Source organism: Opitutia bacterium KCR 482, from assembly GCA_029269845.2.
Lineage (GTDB): Bacteria > Verrucomicrobiota > Verrucomicrobiia > Opitutales > Intestinicryptomonadaceae > Merdousia.
Genome location: CP149973.1, coordinates 473,828 through 490,338, shown reverse-complemented (window position 1 = coordinate 490,338; position 16,511 = coordinate 473,828). Strand labels below are relative to the sequence as shown.

General features: G+C 55.0%; 10 protein-coding genes and 1 tRNA gene. 9 read left to right on the top strand and 2 right to left on the bottom strand.

Features of this window, described 5'->3' with window-relative positions; genetic code table 11:
• The first annotated feature begins 31 nt into the window (after positions 1-31).
• The 4 genes from P3B99_002000 (at position 32) to P3B99_001985 (ending at position 4,974) form a co-directional block, all read left to right on the top strand.
• On the top strand, positions 32-2,155 hold the full coding sequence (locus P3B99_002000) for a DUF6259 domain-containing protein (protein ID WYJ07900.1): 2,124 nt from the start codon (positions 32-34) through the stop codon (positions 2,153-2,155).
• A gap of 119 nt (positions 2,156-2,274) precedes the next feature.
• A complete protein-coding gene (locus P3B99_001995) occupies positions 2,275-3,846 on the top strand; it encodes a glucose-6-phosphate isomerase (protein WYJ07899.1) in 1,572 nt (523 codons plus the stop codon).
• A gap of 3 nt (positions 3,847-3,849) precedes the next feature.
• Positions 3,850-4,761 (top strand): hypothetical protein, encoded by a 912-nt coding sequence (locus P3B99_001990; GenBank protein WYJ07898.1) that lies wholly within the window; start codon positions 3,850-3,852, stop codon positions 4,759-4,761.
• A gap of 21 nt (positions 4,762-4,782) precedes the next feature.
• A complete protein-coding gene (locus P3B99_001985) occupies positions 4,783-4,974 on the top strand; it encodes a hypothetical protein (GenBank protein WYJ07897.1) in 192 nt (63 codons plus the stop codon).
• Positions 4,975-5,348: 374 nt separating this feature from the next.
• On the opposite strand, the gene P3B99_001980 is transcribed toward P3B99_001985, so the two are convergent.
• Positions 5,349-5,425: transfer RNA gene (locus P3B99_001980), tRNA-Val, on the bottom strand.
• Between the two features lie 178 nt (positions 5,426-5,603).
• On the opposite strand from P3B99_001980, the gene ilvN reads away from it, so the two are divergent.
• The 3 genes from ilvN (at position 5,604) to hemC (ending at position 8,102) form a co-directional block, all read left to right on the top strand.
• Positions 5,604-6,095 (top strand): acetolactate synthase small subunit, encoded by a 492-nt coding sequence (gene ilvN, locus P3B99_001975; GenBank protein ID WYJ07896.1) that lies wholly within the window; start codon positions 5,604-5,606, stop codon positions 6,093-6,095.
• 92 nt (positions 6,096-6,187) lie between these two features.
• A complete protein-coding gene (gene ilvC, locus P3B99_001970) occupies positions 6,188-7,243 on the top strand; it encodes a ketol-acid reductoisomerase (GenBank protein WYJ07895.1) in 1,056 nt (351 codons plus the stop codon).
• 4 nt (positions 7,244-7,247) lie between these two features.
• Complete coding sequence (hemC, locus tag P3B99_001965) at positions 7,248-8,102, top strand: hydroxymethylbilane synthase (GenBank protein ID WYJ07894.1); 855 nt, start codon at positions 7,248-7,250, stop codon at positions 8,100-8,102.
• Positions 8,103-8,299: 197 nt separating this feature from the next.
• On the opposite strand, the gene P3B99_001960 is transcribed toward hemC, so the two are convergent.
• Positions 8,300-9,139 carry a glycerophosphodiester phosphodiesterase family protein gene (locus tag P3B99_001960; GenBank protein ID WYJ07893.1) on the bottom strand — a complete coding sequence of 280 codons (840 nt, stop codon included), beginning with the start codon at positions 9,137-9,139 and terminating at the stop codon, positions 8,300-8,302.
• A gap of 126 nt (positions 9,140-9,265) precedes the next feature.
• Here P3B99_001960 and P3B99_001955 point away from each other — a divergent pair, with 126 nt between their 5' ends.
• Entirely contained in the window at positions 9,266-12,820 is a 3,555-nt protein-coding gene (locus tag P3B99_001955) for a glycosyl hydrolase (protein ID WYJ07892.1), read from the top strand.
• A gap of 13 nt (positions 12,821-12,833) precedes the next feature.
• The gene (locus P3B99_001950) at positions 12,834-16,382 is read left to right on the top strand and encodes a glycosyl hydrolase (GenBank protein WYJ07891.1); all 3,549 of its coding nucleotides are present in this window, start codon (positions 12,834-12,836) and stop codon (positions 16,380-16,382) included.
• Positions 16,383-16,511: the final 129 nt, after the last annotated feature.

The following is a 16,511-nucleotide window of genomic DNA, read 5'->3' as shown; positions in this document are numbered from 1 at the left end:
TATAATTCACTTTAAAAAAAAGAGGAAAACCATGAAATACATATACGCAATTATGGGAATTTTGACATGCAACCTGCTTGCGTCGGCGGGCACGGTCGAATTGAGGAACGACAAGGTCTTGTTCGCGGTGGACGAAAACGGCGGTCTCGTTTCGCTGAAAAACCTCGAAACGGGCAGGGAGTACGCGGGCGGCGGCGGACTCTGGCGCATAATCTACCGGGACGGGCTTTCGATGGAAGAGCTTGTAGAGCCGAAAGACGTTCCCGCAAAGGCTGAGAAAGTGGGAGAGTCGGTCGTGCTGACATTCGGCGGCGAATTCCCTGTAAAAATCACGTGCACGCTTTCGGGCGACGAAATCAGGTTTGTCCCCGAAATCAAAAACGCCTCGAAAGACAAGGTTCTGCGCGAATTCCAGTTCCCGTTAATCCGCTCCGTAAATCTGCTTCCCGACAGCTCGTACTGCTGGACGCATTGCGGCGGAGAGTTTTTTCCCGACATCAAAAAATGGGTTCGCGCGGGATACACTTCGTACATGTCGGGCGACGAAAAGGCAATCGAACGCTACGCGCTTTACCCAGGGAAGCTTGCGATGAATTTCTTTGTGGTGGGCGAGCCGCAAAACTCGCTTTACGTCGCAAACTACGACCCCAAATTCGGCAAGACCCTCCACTTTGGCCGCTACAATAAAAAAGAGGGCGCGGGGGCGAATTTCGACTACGATAAAATCGACTTGGGCATGGTGAAATACCCCATGCTCGCCGCGGGGGAGTCGCGCGTGCTGCCCGAATATGTGGTTTCGCCGCATTCGGGCGACTGGCGCGTTTCGGCGAAAAAATACCGCAAATGGGCAGACACTTGGTACAAGCACACTCCCGCAAGCAAGGCGTTCCTCGCCTCGAACGGCTGGCAGCGCGTGATTCTGCGCCACCAGTACGGCAAGGTGCTTTTTCCGTATTCGAAAATTCCCGAAATCTACCGCTCGGCAAAAGAGTCGGGCATGGACACAATCAGGCTCTACGGCTGGTGGAAAGAGGGCATGGACGCGGGCAACCCCCACTATTCGGAGGACGACACTCAGGGCGGCGACGCCGAGCTTAAACGGCAAATCCGCAAGGTTCAGGAAATGGGCGGCAAAGTCCACCTGTACTTCAACGGACAGCTCATCGACACGGGCACGGAGTTTTACAAGACGGTCGGCAAGCGCATTTCAATAAAACGCGCCGACGGCATGCCCTACGTTCAATACTACCCGTTCGGAGGCGACGGTACGGCTCTGCGCGTGTTCGGCAACAAAATGTTCGCAACGGGCTGCCCCTACACAAAGGAGTGGTTCGAAGTGCTGAAATCATTTGCCGACAGGGCAATAGCCCTCGGCGCGGACGGCATCTACTACGACCAAATCGGACACGAGAGCATGCCGTGCTGCGACAAGTCGCACGGACACCCCGTCCCGTTCATGGAAATCATGGGCTGCAAGGGCGAAATGTTCTCGAAAGTCTGCGAATACATCAGAAGCAAAAAGCCCGACATGCCCATCGGCATCGAATGGGTCAACGACCCCGTCGCCAAGAGCGTAGACTACGTCCACAACTGCTTCGAGGCGATGTACGGAATAGGCAAAGACAAGTTCGGCAAGCCGCTTACGCCCTTCGTGCCAATGTACCAGTATGCGTTCCCCGAATTCAAAACATGCAATTTGGGAATCCTCGACAACCGCGACATCGTGCGCCGCAACAACCTTTCGCTCATGCGCTCGTGGAGAAGCGACGTCGCGGTCTACCGCTGCCGCGCGACAATCGACGCAGTCCCCGAATACAAGGAGTACCTGATAAAAATCAACGCCCTGCGCGACAAGTTCCGCCCGCTCATATTGAACGGCGTCTTCCGCGATGTCGACATGGCAAAATGCTCGAACCCGCAAATAGATTATTACACATACACCGACACCGAGGGCGGCAAAATGGCGGTTGTGGCAACGCAGTCGCATCTGAATTCGGCAAAGGCGGTCTTCACGCCCGCCGACGGCTACGAATTTGCCGATGCGGACGGAATCGGCGGCTGGACGGCGACGCCCGAAAACGGCGGGAAATCGCTCGCGGTTTCGCTCAAAAACGGGGCGATAGTAGTTGCAGTCTTCAAAAAAGCGGAAAAATAGCCGGCAAGCTCCGCTTCGGCGCGCAACCCGCGCGCCTTTTTTATGCCGCTTGCGCAAAATTTAATTGCCAAGAGCGCAAGCGCGTATAATCTTGTTTTCAATTTTAATTCAATACAACTATGTCTTGGGAACGTTATAAGAAATACTACCTCGGTTTGAACAACCTCGGTTTCGGCATTGACGTCAGCAGAGTCGATTTCGACGACGCTTATTTAAGCTCCATGAGCGGCAAAATGAAGGACGCGTTCGCGGCCATGCAGGCTCTCGAAAAGGGCGCAATCGCCAACCCCGACGAAAACAGAATGGTCGGGCACTACTGGCTCCGCACGCCCGACCTCGCCCCGACCGAAGAAATCAAAAACGAAATCAAGGGCACCGTCGAAAAAATCAAGGACTTCGCAAAGAAAATCCACAAGGGCGAAATCTGCGGCGCGGACGGCAAGTTCAAATACGTTCTCTGCATCGGCATCGGCGGCTCGGCTCTCGGCCCGCAGTTCGTAAGCGAAGCACTTTGCTCGCCCCGCACCGACAAAATGCAGGTCTTCTTCCTCGACAATACAGACCCCGACGGCTACGATGTCGTGTTCGACAAACTCCGCGGCAAGCTCGGCAAAACGCTCGCAGTCGTGACGTCGAAATCGGGCGGCACTCCCGAGCCCCGCAACGGCATGATGGAAGCAATCGCCCGCTGGGAGGCGGCGGGGCTTGACTTCGCAAAACACGCAGTCGTAACAACGGGGCACAACAGCAAACTCTACAATTTCGCAAAGGAAAAGGGCTTCCTCGAATTCTTCCCGATGTGGGACTGGGTCGGCGGAAGAACGAGCGAATTCGCGGCGGTCGGTCTGCTCCCCGCGGCATTGCAGGGCATCAAGATTGACAAAATGCTCGCAGGTGCGGCGGCGATGGACAAGGCTACCCGCGCAACGAAAATCGCCAAAAACCCCGCCGCGTTGCTCGCGCTCATGTGGTACAAATGCACGGGCGGCAAGGGTCTGAAAGACATGGTGATTCTGCCCTATAAAGACAGACTCCTCCTCCTTTCGAGATACCTCCAACAGCTCATCATGGAATCGCTCGGCAAAGAGCTTGACCTCGACGGCAACAAAGTAGAACAGGGCATTTCGGTCTACGGCAACAAAGGCTCTACCGACCAGCACGCATACGTCCAGCAGCTGCGCGACGGCGTAAACAACTTTTTTGCAACGTTTATCGAAGTGCTCTCCGACCGCAAGGGCGCAAGCCCCGAAGTCGCCGCGGGCGAAACCGCGGGAGACTACTTGCAGGCGTTCCTGCTCGGCACGCGCGAAGCGCTTTCGGCAAAGGGCAGAGACAGCATTACGCTCACGGTTAAAGACTGCTCGCCGCAGACGGTAGGCATGCTTATCGCGCTCTACGACAGGGCGGTAGGCTTCTATGCGTCGCTGGTGAACATCAACGCATACCACCAACCCGGCGTCGAAGCGGGCAAAAAGGCGGCGGGACATATCCTCGAAATCAAGGCTAAGATTCTCGCCGCGCTTTCGGAATCGCAGGAAAAGTCTGTGGAAGAAATTGCCGCTGAAATAAAGCTTGAAAACGAAACGGAATTGGTATTTAAAGTTCTCGTTCACTTGATATCCAACCCGTTGACGGGCGTGAAAGTCGCGTCGGGGAGCGGATTCGACCGGAAATTTATAATATCGAAATAACAAATGAAAGCAGTATCCCTATCTCTCAAAATCGTCGCGCTTTTGGCGGCGGCGTTCTGCGTTTACGCGTGGATTGACGTTCGCGGCAAAATCAGCTCGGCGGAAAACCACATGAAGGGCGTCCCCGGAGCGACCCTTTCCGAAAAAGCTCCGAAAGTCCCCGGACTTTTGAAAACCATCGCCGACAACAAAGAGTCTATCGAAGGCTTGAAGGGGCGTTTGCGCACCGTGGAACAACGCAATCAGGAGGCGAATTCCGAACTCGAATCCGAACGCGCAAAGAGCGTTCAGGCGAACGCGGAAATCGTCAAAAAGAACGCGGAAATCCGCTCGCTCAACGCAAACGCGGCGGCGGCAAGAAAACAGATTGCGCAGAAGGATTCGCTTATCGAAACCCTCAAACGCGAAATCGTTTCCACAAAGACATTGCTCGCCAAGAACGACGAATCAGACGTCTTGAAGGAAAAGGTTTCGTCGCTAGAATCGCAGCTTGCCACAAAATCGAAAGCTCTCGAAGACGCCGAAAAGAAAATCAAGACACTCGAAGCCTCGGAAGTCGTCGATGTCGTCGAGATTGACGCAAGCGGCAAAAAGGTTGTCAAGAAAGTCGTAAAAATTCCCTATACCCCCAAGGGCGATATCGCGACAGTCCTGAAATCCATGCCCGAAGACGCGATTGTCGTAATAAACAAGGGCGAGGCCGACGGCGTGAAACAGTACCAGAAAATACAGCTTAAACGCGACGGCGTGCTTGTTTCCGAAATCGTGATTAACGAAGTGCGCGACAACGTGGCTCTCGGACTGATTAACCCGAAAGTCGGCATTCCCGAAACAATAGAAGAGGGCGACCTCTTGGAATTGACGGCGGAAACGCCGAAAGCGGAAGCGGAAAAACCCGCCGCCGACAACGCATAACCGTTTCGATAGACACTTCGTATGAAGAAAATATTGCTTTTGGCGGTAATGGCTTTGTGCTCAGTGTTTATCGTCGGTTGCGAATCCACGGAACATAAGAAGAGCCTGCCGTCGCGGGCGACGGACGGCGGCGACCTTCCGTGGGGAAAACCCGCGTCATGGGAGGGCGGCTTGCCCGGAATGGGCGGGATCGGCAACCCGACACGCTATTAATTTACAAAAAACCGCAGTCGAAAGACCGCGGTTTTTTTTATGTCTGTCCGTTCGAAACGCCCGCACGGTTTTTTGCAAATTAAAACAATAAAAAAGTCGCAAGCTTTCGGCGGATTCTCCCAACCGCGTCGCGAATTTTCGACGGCGCAAGCGGCGTTTTTATCGTCGGCTTTGATTGCAAGCCGCTTCATATGCGCCTCATTGTAATCGCAGATTTTCCGCTCAACGTCAAAGATTGTGCAATGAGTAAAAAAAGGAGGGTAAAAAAAGGGGGGGGCTATGCGGCGTCTTTCATTAACATCCACTCTCTTTGGTGTTGACCCGACTTGCGAAAAACAAAAAGCCGCAAGTTGTTGAACTTGCGGCTTTTCAAATGGTGGGCGATGTAGGACTCGAACCTGCGACATTCTGTGTGTAAGACAGACGCTCTAACCAACTGAGCTAATCGCCCTCAATTTTTTATTTGTCCCATATTGCCGATTCGCTTTTTCATGGCAAGCATTTTTTTAGGCTACTGTCATTTTTTTTTCTGGGGTGTGTCTTAACATCGTTTCGTGCAGGCATTCTGGGGCGGGTAGGGGCGGTTTTAGTCTTGCAAATATTTTTCCGCGCTATTTTATCTGCTGTCTATGAATCATACTATATCGGCTCTTGTTGAAAATAAATTCGGCGTGCTTGCGCGCGTCGCCGGAATGTTCAGCGGCAGAGGTTTTAATATCGAAACTCTGAACGTCGGGCCGCTCGTAGGCGGCAAATACTCGCGCATTACGGTGACCGTAAAAGAGGGGCGCAACAGTGTCGAGCAATGTGTCAAGCAGCTCGACAAATTTGTAAACGTTATCGATGTGAAGGATTTTTCCCACGTCGACGCGTTTGTTGCGCGCGAGCTTGTCCTCGTAAAGGTCAAGGCCGATTCCAAGACCCGTCCCGAAATCGTTCAGGTTGCCGACCTCTTCCGCGCCAAGGTTATCGACGTTGACGCGACTTCGCTGATTATCGAATGCACGGGCAACGCCAATAAAATCAAGGGTTTCATGGGCATGATTAAGCCGTTCGGCATTATCGACATGGCGCGAACGGGAAGTGTCGCCCTCGAACGCGGCGTCGTTGCGGAAGACTGACAGGTTCTTCGGCATTCCGTTTTTGCGGCAATTCACCCGTCGTGGGTGGATTGCTTTGTTTTGGAATTTGTCAAACTTTAACATAGCTTGCCATGACAAAGATTTTCAAGGAAAAGGACGTAAACGGAAAGTTCTTAAAAAACAAGATATTGGCGGTTATCGGCTTCGGTTCGCAGGGGCGCGCGCACGCCATGAACCTCAGGGACGGCGGGCACCGCGTGATTGTGGGGCTTTATCCGAAGAGCGGGGCGGTTGCCGCCGCCGAAAAGTGCGGCTTCGATGTGGTTTCGCCCGCCGCAGCTGTCAAGCTTGCGGACGTCGCGCTTATCGCACTTCCCGACATGGAGCAGCCCGAAATTTTCGGGCGCGACATTTTGCCGAATCTTTCGAAGGGCAAGACGCTTGTCTTTTTGCACGGGCTTACGGTGCATTCGGGGCTTGTGAAGATTCCCGACGGCGTGAACGCGGTTTTGGTTGCGCCGAAAGGTCAGGGGCACACGGTGCGTTCGCTTTATTTGGAGGGCAGGGGCGTACCCGCGTTGATTGCCGTAGAGCGCGGCGGCAGGGACGCCAAGGCGACCGCGCTTGCGTGGGCGCACGGCATTGGCGCGACCCGTGCGGGCGTGATTGAAACGACGTTCAAAGAGGAGACGGAAACCGACCTTTTCGGCGAGCAGGCTGTTTTGTGCGGCGGCTTGGTGTCGCTTGTGCAGTCGGCGTTCGAGACGCTCGTAAAGGCGGGCTACAAGCCCGAAATGGCGTATTTTGAATGCTGCCACGAGCTGAAATTCATTGTGGATTCCATTTGCCAAAGCGGGGTATCTGGCATGCTTTCGACGGTTTCGGACACCGCGAAATACGGCGGAATCACGCGCGGGCAAAGGGTTGTCGGCGACAGGTCCAAGCGCGAAATGGAGCGCGTCTTGAAGGAAATCCAGAGCGGAAAATTCGCGAAGGAGTGGGCGGCGGAATACGCGGGCGGGCTGAAAAAATACAACAAGCTCCTTGCGGACGGAGAAAAGCACCCGATTGAAAAGGTCGGGCAGCGTCTGCGTTCGCTCATGCCGTGGGCGGCGAAGCAGAACGCGAAGGGGGCAAAAGCGGCGTATTCCGCGCTTTTCGACGCTCCGAACGGAAAACGGAAATAAATTTATGCGGAAAATCAGAATGGCGACAAGGGGAAGCCCGCTCGCGCTCGTTCAGGCGCGAATGACGGCGGAGTTTCTGCGCGGAAAGCTCGGCGGGGACGCCGATATCGAGACGCTCGAAATCAGGACATCGGGCGACAAGCGTCAGGACTGGTCGCTTGAAAAATACGGCGGCAAGGGGCTTTTTACAAAGGAAATCGAGGAGGCTCTCATTGCGGGCGACGCCGATTTGGCGGTTCACAGCGCGAAGGATTTGCCAACCGAAATGCCCGAACAGCTCGCCCTTGCGGGCTGTCTGCCGCGCGACGCCTGCCGCGACGTAATGGTGCTGCGCAACGGCGTGTCTGTGCCGTCGCTAATCGCCACGGGAAGCCCGCGCAGGAGGTCGCAGTTGAAGCGGCTTTTTCCGCACGCGGTTTGGACTGAGCTTCGCGGAAACGTGGAAACGCGGCTCGGCAAAATTGCGGGCGGCGACGCCGACGCGTCGGTGCTGTCGGAGGCGGGCTTGAAGCGTCTGGGGATAGAATCCTACTCTGGGGTGTCGTTTTCGCCGCTGAAAATCGACGTATGCGTGCCCGCAGTGGGGCAGGGGATTGTCGCGCTGGAATGCAGGCGCGGCGATTTGCCGTTTTTTTCGGAGCTTTTCGACAAGTCGGCGTTCGAGACTTTTGCGTTGGAGCGCGAGTTTTTGTCGGCGTTGGGCGGCGGCTGTCAGGTCGCCTACGCGGCGAACTACAACGGCGAATTTTTCAGATTCTACCACGAAAACACGGGCTTCCAGAAAATCGCCTTCCCCGAAAATTCCGACTTCGAATCGAAGCTCGCGACAGTCCGCGAGATAGCAAAAGCCGCAAAATAGCGGCTTGTCCGCTTTCCCGCGCATGCGTTCGGGGGGGCTGCGGCGTCGCGGCTGTTTTTTGTTTTGCGTCTTGAATTTTGGAAAGCGCGTTTGCGCGTGCCGATTTTTTCGGGCTTGTTTCGAACGCCCACACCCGCAAAAAAAGCGCGGAAAAATTTTCCGCGTTTTCGTTTTGCGATTTTTTTTCGCGTCGGGGTTTATTCCATGTTCAGCTCTTTTATGCGCTTGTAGTCGGCGCGGAGCTTGGCGCAGTAGTTTGAGCACACGCGGTCTGCGCCGAGCTTTGCGGCAATGGCGAGGTCGTTGAGGTTTTCGACCTGCCAAAGGCCGACCTTGAATCCCGCGTCCTGAATTTCCTTTATGTACGCCCTGTCGAGCTTCTTGTAGTTGCCGATTGCAACCTGCGACGCTTTCGCGTATTTCGCCTTTTTTATAATCTCCTTTGCGGGAAGTTTGCCCTTTTTGGGGCATGAGACAATCAGGAGCGTTTCGTATTGCGGATATTTTTCCTTGAAGTCCTTGATGACCGCGGGCGCAAAGCTTGTTATTAGAATGTTTTTGTAGCCAAGCCCCGCCTTCTTGCGGGCTGCTTCGACCTTGTCGGCAAATCCATCGCCGTATGTCTTGATTTCAAGCTCGAACGACTTGTCCTTGGGAATGATGGCGAAGATGTCGTCGATTGTCGGAATTTTGCAGTTTGCGTAGCGTTTGTCGAATTTTTCGGGGTGGGCGAGCTTGCTTGCGCGGATTTCCCCGATTGTCAAATCTTTCGGCTCTTTGTCTATTCCCCAGATGTCCCTCAGTTCCTTGCGCATGTGCATGCACACAATCGTCCCGTCTTTCGTGAGGTGGAAGTCGGTTTCAATCATGCGCGCGCCGAGCTCGAACGCAAGGGATATGCTTTCGGGCGTGTTTTGCGGCGCGAGGTGCGGTTCGCCCCTGTGCGCGTGAATGTAGATTGTCTGCGCGGCGAACGCGCTTGCGGAGAACATAACCGCGCATGCGGCGGCGACGAGTTTGGTCGGTAGTTTTTTCATAGGCATATGTGTTAAATTCAAAAGCACTTTATTTTTGCGGCGCGGCGTTTTCAAGCGCAAATGCGCAGGTGTCGGACAAAAATATTGTTGAAAGTGTGGGTGAAGTTGGTTTATTGTTTGTTCATTATGATGAAAGCTACAATTACGGGAATTGCGGCGTTGTTTGCCGCAAACGCATGCTTGGGCGCGGGGAGCGATTCCGAGTTCTACAAATACACAAACTACAATCCGGACGCGCCCGAAAGCGCGCCGATATTCGAGGGCTTCGTTTCGCCGAAAGGCAAGGCGCGCGTGCAGACGTGGTGGCACTGGATAAACTCGAACGTCTCGCGCGAGGGCATTGACCGCGACTTGAAGTCGATGTCGGAAAACAACTACGGGGCGGCGATAATCTTCAACATCAGCGGTTCGGACGCAATACGCGCTCCCGAAGGCGCGGTGAAATTCAATTCAAAAGAGTGGTTCGAAAATTTTGCCTACACAGTCGAGACCGCGAAGAAGTACGGAATGGAAATCGGAATCCACAACTGCGACGGCTGGTCGGAGGCGGGCGGCCCGTGGATTACCCCCGAACTTTCGATGAAGCGTCTGACAAGCTCCAAAGTGCGCGCAAAGGGCGACGGACAGGTGCAGAGCATAAAATTCCCGAAGCCGTGGATGGGCAAAGACCACACGAAGAAAGGCTCGAAAGACTATTACGAAGACATTGCGGTTGTCGCGTATCCCGCGTTCCGTCCCGCCGAAGTTGCGATGAAATCCGCGCTCAAAAGCGTCAAGCCCGCCAACGGAATCACAAAATTTCTCGTCGGCAAGCCCGACGCCATGCTCGACGGCGACTTGAAGTCCGCGCTTACATTCGGCGCAACAAAAGGCGACTACCAGAGCTACGGAATCGATTTCGAGTTCGAAAAGCCCTTCGAGGCGTCGTCGGTTTTCGTCAATTTGAAATGGTCTTGGTTCTATCCCAAGAACGTGTTTCTGCTTGTCTCCGACGACGGCAAAAACTTCCGCGAAATTGCCGAACTCAAATTCGAGAAACATTCCAACGAGGTCTATATCAAGATTCCCTCAACAACGGCCAAATATTGGCGCGTGGAAAAGCGGACAAGTCCTTCGCCCACACACTATGCCCAGATAAGAATGAACATCGGCGAAATCGAGCTTGTCCCGAGCGGGACAGTTCCGAGGAACGCTTCGTTCATTCCCCTGTTTATGGTTAAAGTCGCCGCCGACCGCAGCAATATCGGTTTGCTCCCGCGCGGTGTCGAACCCGTTCCCGCAAAGGCGGTCATCGACCCCAAGAAAATAATCTTCGTAAAGGAGAAAATTTCGGCGGACGGCACAATGCAGTGGCGCGTTCCCGAAGGCGAGTGGGAGGTAATCCGAGTGGGCTTCACAACGAACGGGCACACAAACCACCCCGCAAGCCCCGCGGGCGTGGGCTTGGAGTCCGACAAGCTCAGCGCGGAGGCCACCGACTTCCATTTCGATTCCTACATTTCCAAAATGATTGACGCCGCGGGCGACAACGCCGGCAGTGTCTTCAAATATATAGAGACCGATTCTTGGGAATGCGGACCGATGAACTGGACGCAGAAAATGCCCGAAGAGTTCAAAAAACTTAACGGCTACGACATCATGCCGTGGCTGCCCGCAATGCTCGGGGAGATTGTGGAAAGCGCCGACGCGACCGAAAAGTTCGCCGCCGACTTGCGCAAAACGACATCGCACCTTGTGATGAAAAATTTCTACGGCAGGCTCGGCGAACGCATTCGCGCGCGCGGGCTTAAATACGAAAGCGAACCCACAAACGAAGCTTCTCTCAAAGACCAAATTTCCCTGTACATGAAAACCGACATTCCGCAGGACGAAATCTGGCAGGGCTACCGGGAAGTCGGCAAGCCGGCTGTCCCCACGTGGGATATGGGCAGAATGGTCGCCTCCGCAACGAGCTTCTTCGGCAAGTCGATGGCGACGTGCGAGGCGCTCACCCAACAGCAGGGCAACTGGTCGGATTCTCCGCTTTCGCTCAAAGGCGCAATAGACACGATTCTGACAAGCGGCATGAACGTGCTCGTCTTCCACGACTTCGCCCACCAGCCCGACGAGCGCGTCCCCGGCTGGCAGATGGAGCCGTGGGGCAGCTGCATAAACCGCAAAATGCCGTGGTTTTCGCTTGCGCGCGACTTCTTCGACTACATTTCGCGCTCGCAATACATGCTCCAACAGGGCAAGGCGTGCGTGCGCGTTTTGCGCCTTATGAAGGAGGTTCCGCCGATTGCCGCCGCGCACCCCAAACTTCCCTCCGGAATTTTTTCGGACAGAATCAACGGCGAATGCGTGCGCAATTACCTGCGCGTAAAAGACGGCAAACTCGTTTCCCCGGGGCGCATAGAGTACGATTTCCTCGATATTTCGTCCGATGCGGCTTTGCGATTGGAAACGCTTGCCGCCCTGAAAAAACTCGTTTCCGAGGGCGCAATCGTAAACGCAGAAAAGAGACCCGAGTTTATGACGCTCAGCGGCGGCAAAAAGGCGCTGTCGCAGTGGAGCGAACTTTCGCGCGAGCTTTTCGGCGACGGCAAAAAGGGAATTGTGAAAATCGGCAAGGGAAAAGTGTATTTCGGTTACAGCGCATGGGAAATGGCGCAGATTCTTAAAATCCGCCAGTCGTACATTACTTCGGTGGACAGGCTCTCCATTATGCCGCGCGTGCACGTCGACGGCAAAAAGTGGTTCTATGTCGTCAACCGCAGCGAAAACGACAGAACTTTCGAAATTTCCTTCGACGCGACGGGCAAAGCCGAAATCTGGAATCCCGAAACGGCGGCGCGCACCGAAATTCTGGAAAAGCGCGAAAGCGACGGCTACACGCGCGTAAAGCTTGAAATGCGCCGCAACGATTCGCTGTTTGTTGTCTTCACGCCCTCGCCGAAAAAAGTTTTCGCAACTGAAATTTCGCTCGACGGCAAAAAGACTTTTCCGAACGAAAAACCGTCCGGCGAAATCGTCCAAAACCAGCCGCGCCTCGTACGCGCGGGCGACGGGCTTTCGGCGGAATTTTTCAACGCGGGCGAAGTTGCGGCAACGCTTTCGGACGGCGCAAAGGTTTCGGCAAAGGCCGAAAAAGTGCGCAAGAGCGTAAATATAAAAACGCCGTTTACCGTGGAGTTCGAAGAGAAGTACGGCGCGCCGAAGAGCGCGGAGTTCGAAAAGTTCGCCTCGTGGACTGAAAACTCCGACCCGCGCATTGCGAACTATTCGGGCAAGGGCGTCTACAAACTGAGTGTAAATCTTCCCAAGCTCGGCAAGGACGAACGCGCGTATCTGCGTTTCGGAAACGTCATGGAAATAGGGCGTGTAAAAGTGAACGGAAAGTTTGCTGGCACGCTCTGGAAAAGGCCGTTTGTGCTCGACATCACAAAGTTTGCAAAGTCTGGTAGCAACAAAATAGAAGTGGAAGTCGGCAACACCTGGGTGAACCGCTGTTTGTACGACGCGACTCTGCCCGCAGACCAACGCATAACGTGGTCTAACTCGATGGGCTACCACTTTCCGGAAAAAGGCAAAAAGGCGCAGCCCAACCAGGGCAGGGATATGTCGTGGAAACAGGGGGCGATACCGTCTGGTATAATCGGCGCGGCGGAGGTAGTGTTCTCGAAAACCGTTCCGCTAAAATAGAAAACTTCGGCACATGGGGAAATTTAAATCTATAACGGCAAAGTCGTTTGCGGCGTTGTTTGCCGCAAACGCATGCTTGGGCGCGGGGAGCGATTCCGAGTTCTACAAATACACAAACTACAATCCGGACGCGCCCGAAAGCGCGCCGGTATTCGAGGGCTTCGTTTCGCCGAAAGGCAAGGCGCGCGTGCAGACGTGGTGGCACTGGATAAACGGAAACGTCTCGCGCGAGGGCATAGACCGCGACTTGAAGTCGATGTCGGAAAACAACTACGGGGCGGCGATTATTTTCAACATCAGCGGAACGCCCCAAGTGAATACGCCCGTCGGCAGTTTGAAGTTCAACTCTAAGGAGTGGTTCGAAAATTTCGCCTACACTGTCGAGACCGCGAAAAAGTACGGAATGGAAATCGGAATCCACAACTGCGACGGCTGGTCCGAGGCGGCGGGCCCGTGGATTACGCCCGAAATTGCGATGAAAAAACTGACGTCTTCGACTGTCCGCGCAAAGGGCAACGGCGGCGTCCAGAAGATAAAACTGCCGCGCCCGTACGCAGTTCCGAACCCTTTCGACAAGGCGGCAAAGCCGTTTTACAGGGACATCGCAGTTGTAGCGTACCCCGCGTTCCGCCCGACGGAATCGGCAATGCAAAGGCATTTCAAAAACTTGAAGCCCGCAAACGCCGAAACCGCCCCGTTTGCGCGCAACTACGCGGAGGCGTTCTCAAAAGACGCAAAAACGCGCTTTGCGTTCCAGTTCCGCCCGTCCCGCGCCGACTACAAGTGGTACGGGGCGGATTTCGAATTCGACAAACCCTTCGAGGCGTCGTCGATATATTTCAATTCGAGGTGGTCGTGGTCGATGCCCAAAAATCTGTTCTTGGCGGTTTCCGACGACGGCAAAAATTTCCGCGAAATCGCCGAGCTTAACAAAGATTCCAACGAGTCTTTTGTCTCGTTTCCGTCTACCACGGCAAAGTTCTGGCGAATCGGCAAACGCGCCGCAAAGGACAACTCGACGGGCGTTGTAGTGGATTCCGTCGAGCTTATTCCGTCGGGGACTGTCGCCCGAAACTCGCCGTATATTGCCTCTTTCGGAATCAAAACCGCGCGGGGACGCTCTCTGCACATTTCATACGCCGCCGCGGAAATTCCAGCAAAAGCGGTGATAGACCCCAAGAAAATAGTTTTCATCAAGGGGAAAATCGGCGCGGACAACACCGTAGAGTGGCTCGTTCCCGAAGACGAGTGGGAGGTAGTCCGCGTGGGCTACACAATCAACGGCGAGTACAACCACCCCGCGACGCCCGAAGGAATCGGGCTTGAATCGGACAAGCTCGACCCCGCCGCGACCGATTTCCACATCGACAGCTACGTTTCCAAAATGGTCGAAGCCGCCGGCGGCAGCGCCGGAAGCGTCTTCAAATACGTCGAGACCGACTCCTGGGAATGCGGCCCGCAAAACTGGACTGCCGACATGCCCGCCATGTTCCGCAAATTCGCGGGCTACGACATCATGCCGTGGCTGCCCGCAATGCTCGGGGAAGTCGTCGGCAGCAAGGAGGCGACAGAGAAGTTCGCCGCCGACCTCCGCGCGTTCACCGCGCACACTGTGAACGAAAATTTCTACGGGAAAATCGGCAAACGCCTCCGCGCAATGGGCATGACCTACGAGTGCGAGCCTGTCGTGGAGGTTGCGTCGCTGCGCGACCAGCTTTCGCTTTTCAAGCATGCCGACATTCCGCAGGACGAAATCTGGCAGAGTTGCCGCGATTTAAAGGAAATAGCAGCCCCAAAGTACATTCCGACCCGCGAGGTCGCGTCGGCGACGCAGTTTTTCGGCAAGTCTATGGCGACCTGCGAGGCGCTCTCGCAGGCGCAGGGCAACTGGTCGGACTCTCCGCTTGTCCTCAAAGGCGTTGCCGACAGCATTTTGCTTGCGGGCATGAACGTGCTCGTCTTCCACGACTTCGCCCACCAGCCCGACGAGCGCGTACCGGGGTGGCAGATGGAGCCGTGGGGCAGCTGCATAAACCGCAAAATGCCGTGGTTTTCGCTCGCTCGCGATTTCTTCGACTACATCTCGCGCTCGCAATACCTAATGCAGCAGGGCAGGGCGCGGGTCGATATTTTGCGGCTCATGACAGACGAGCCGCCCGTGATGGCGGGCTTTCCCCAACTTCCCAAAGGCTTTTACTGCAACAAAATCAACGGCGACTGCGTCCGAAACTTTCTGCGCGTAAAAGACGGCAAGCTCGTTTCCCCCGGGCGCATAGAATACAAACTGCTCGACATCGCCCCGGACGCCGTTTTGCGCGTCGAAACCCTGCTTGCGCTCAAAAAACTCGTCTCCGCCGGCGCGACGGTTTCCGCCGAAAAACTGCCGATTTCCCGCACGCTAATCGGCGGCGCGAAAGCCGACGCGCAGTGGCGGAAGCTCGCCCGCGAACTCTTCGGCGACGGCAAAAAGGGGATTGTGAAAATCGGCAGGGGCAAAGTGTACGTCGGCTACAAAACCGCCGCCGTTGTCGCCGACATGAAGCTGCGCCCCGCCTACAAAACGGACGTCTACCAGCTTGCGGTAATCGCGCGCGAACACGCAAACGGCGCAAAGTGGTTCTATGTCGTCAACTGCGCCAAAAACGACAAGTCTTTCGAAATTTCCTTCGACGCGACGGGCAGGGCGGAACTCTGGAATCCCGAAACGGCGACGCGCACCGAAATTGTCGAACGCAGGGAGTCTGACGGCTATACGACGCTCCGCCTCGACCTCCGCCGCAACGACTCGGTGTTTGTGGTCTTCGACGGCAAAGCGACGAATGTGACGGTTGTCGAATCCAAAATCGACGACAGGCAGACATTCCCGAAAACGCGGGAAAGCTTTGACGTAGCCGACGTCCAAACGCGCCTGATTTCGGAAGAAAACGGCGTCGTGGCGGAATTTTTCAACGCGGGCGAAGTTGCCGCAACGCTTTCGGACGGCGCAAAGGTTTCGGCAAAGGCCGAAAAAGTGCGCAAGAGCGTAAATATAAAAACGCCGTTTACGGTGGAGTTCGAAGAGAACTACGGCGCGCCGAAGAGCGCGGAGTTCGAAAAGTTCGCCTCGTGGACTGAAAACTCCGACCCGCGCATTGCGAACTATTCTGGCAAGGGCGTATATAAACTGAGTGTAAATCTTCCCAAGCTCGGCAAGGACGAACGCGCGTATCTGCGTTTCGGAAACGTCATGGAAATAGGGCGGGTAAAAGTGAACGGAAAGTTTGCTGGCACGCTCTGGAAAAGGCCGTTTGTGCTCGACATCACAAAGTTTGCAAAGTCAGGTAGCAACAAAATAGAAGTGGAAGTCGGCAACACTTGGGTGAACCGCTGTTTGTACGACGCGACTCTGCCCGCAGACCAACGCATAACGTGGTCTAACTCGATGGGCTACCACTTTCCGGAAAAAGGCAAAAAGCCCGTTCCCGCAAGGGGAATCGACAGGTCGTGGAAACAGGGGGCGATACCGTCTGGTATAATCGGCGCGGCGGAGGTAGTGTTCTCGAAAACCGTTCCGCTAAAATAAGCCGTTTATCGATTGCAAGCCCCGATTCCCCATCGGGGCTTTTTTGTTTATTTGCCACCCCGTCCGCCGATTTATTTTTCAAAATTTATTGACATTAACGCCGCCGAACATAACTTTTGGCTACAGTTA

Excerpts from the sequence above, each read along its gene's own strand:
- P3B99_001950 (WYJ07891.1), top strand. The coding sequence starts at position 12,834 with ATGGGGAAATTTAAATCTATAACGGCAAAGTCGTTTGCGGCGTTGTTT.
- P3B99_001990 (WYJ07898.1), top strand. The coding sequence starts at position 3,850 with ATGAAAGCAGTATCCCTATCTCTCAAAATCGTCGCGCTTTTGGCGGCG.
- P3B99_001995 (WYJ07899.1), top strand. The coding sequence starts at position 2,275 with ATGTCTTGGGAACGTTATAAGAAATACTACCTCGGTTTGAACAACCTC.
- P3B99_001960 (WYJ07893.1), bottom strand. The coding sequence starts at position 9,139 with ATGAAAAAACTACCGACCAAACTCGTCGCCGCCGCATGCGCGGTTATG.
- ilvC (WYJ07895.1), top strand. The coding sequence starts at position 6,188 with ATGACAAAGATTTTCAAGGAAAAGGACGTAAACGGAAAGTTCTTAAAA.
- ilvN (WYJ07896.1), top strand. The coding sequence starts at position 5,604 with ATGAATCATACTATATCGGCTCTTGTTGAAAATAAATTCGGCGTGCTT.
- P3B99_001955 (WYJ07892.1), top strand. The coding sequence starts at position 9,266 with ATGATGAAAGCTACAATTACGGGAATTGCGGCGTTGTTTGCCGCAAAC.
- hemC (WYJ07894.1), top strand. The coding sequence starts at position 7,248 with ATGCGGAAAATCAGAATGGCGACAAGGGGAAGCCCGCTCGCGCTCGTT.
- P3B99_002000 (WYJ07900.1), top strand. The coding sequence starts at position 32 with ATGAAATACATATACGCAATTATGGGAATTTTGACATGCAACCTGCTT.
- P3B99_001985 (WYJ07897.1), top strand. The coding sequence starts at position 4,783 with ATGAAGAAAATATTGCTTTTGGCGGTAATGGCTTTGTGCTCAGTGTTT.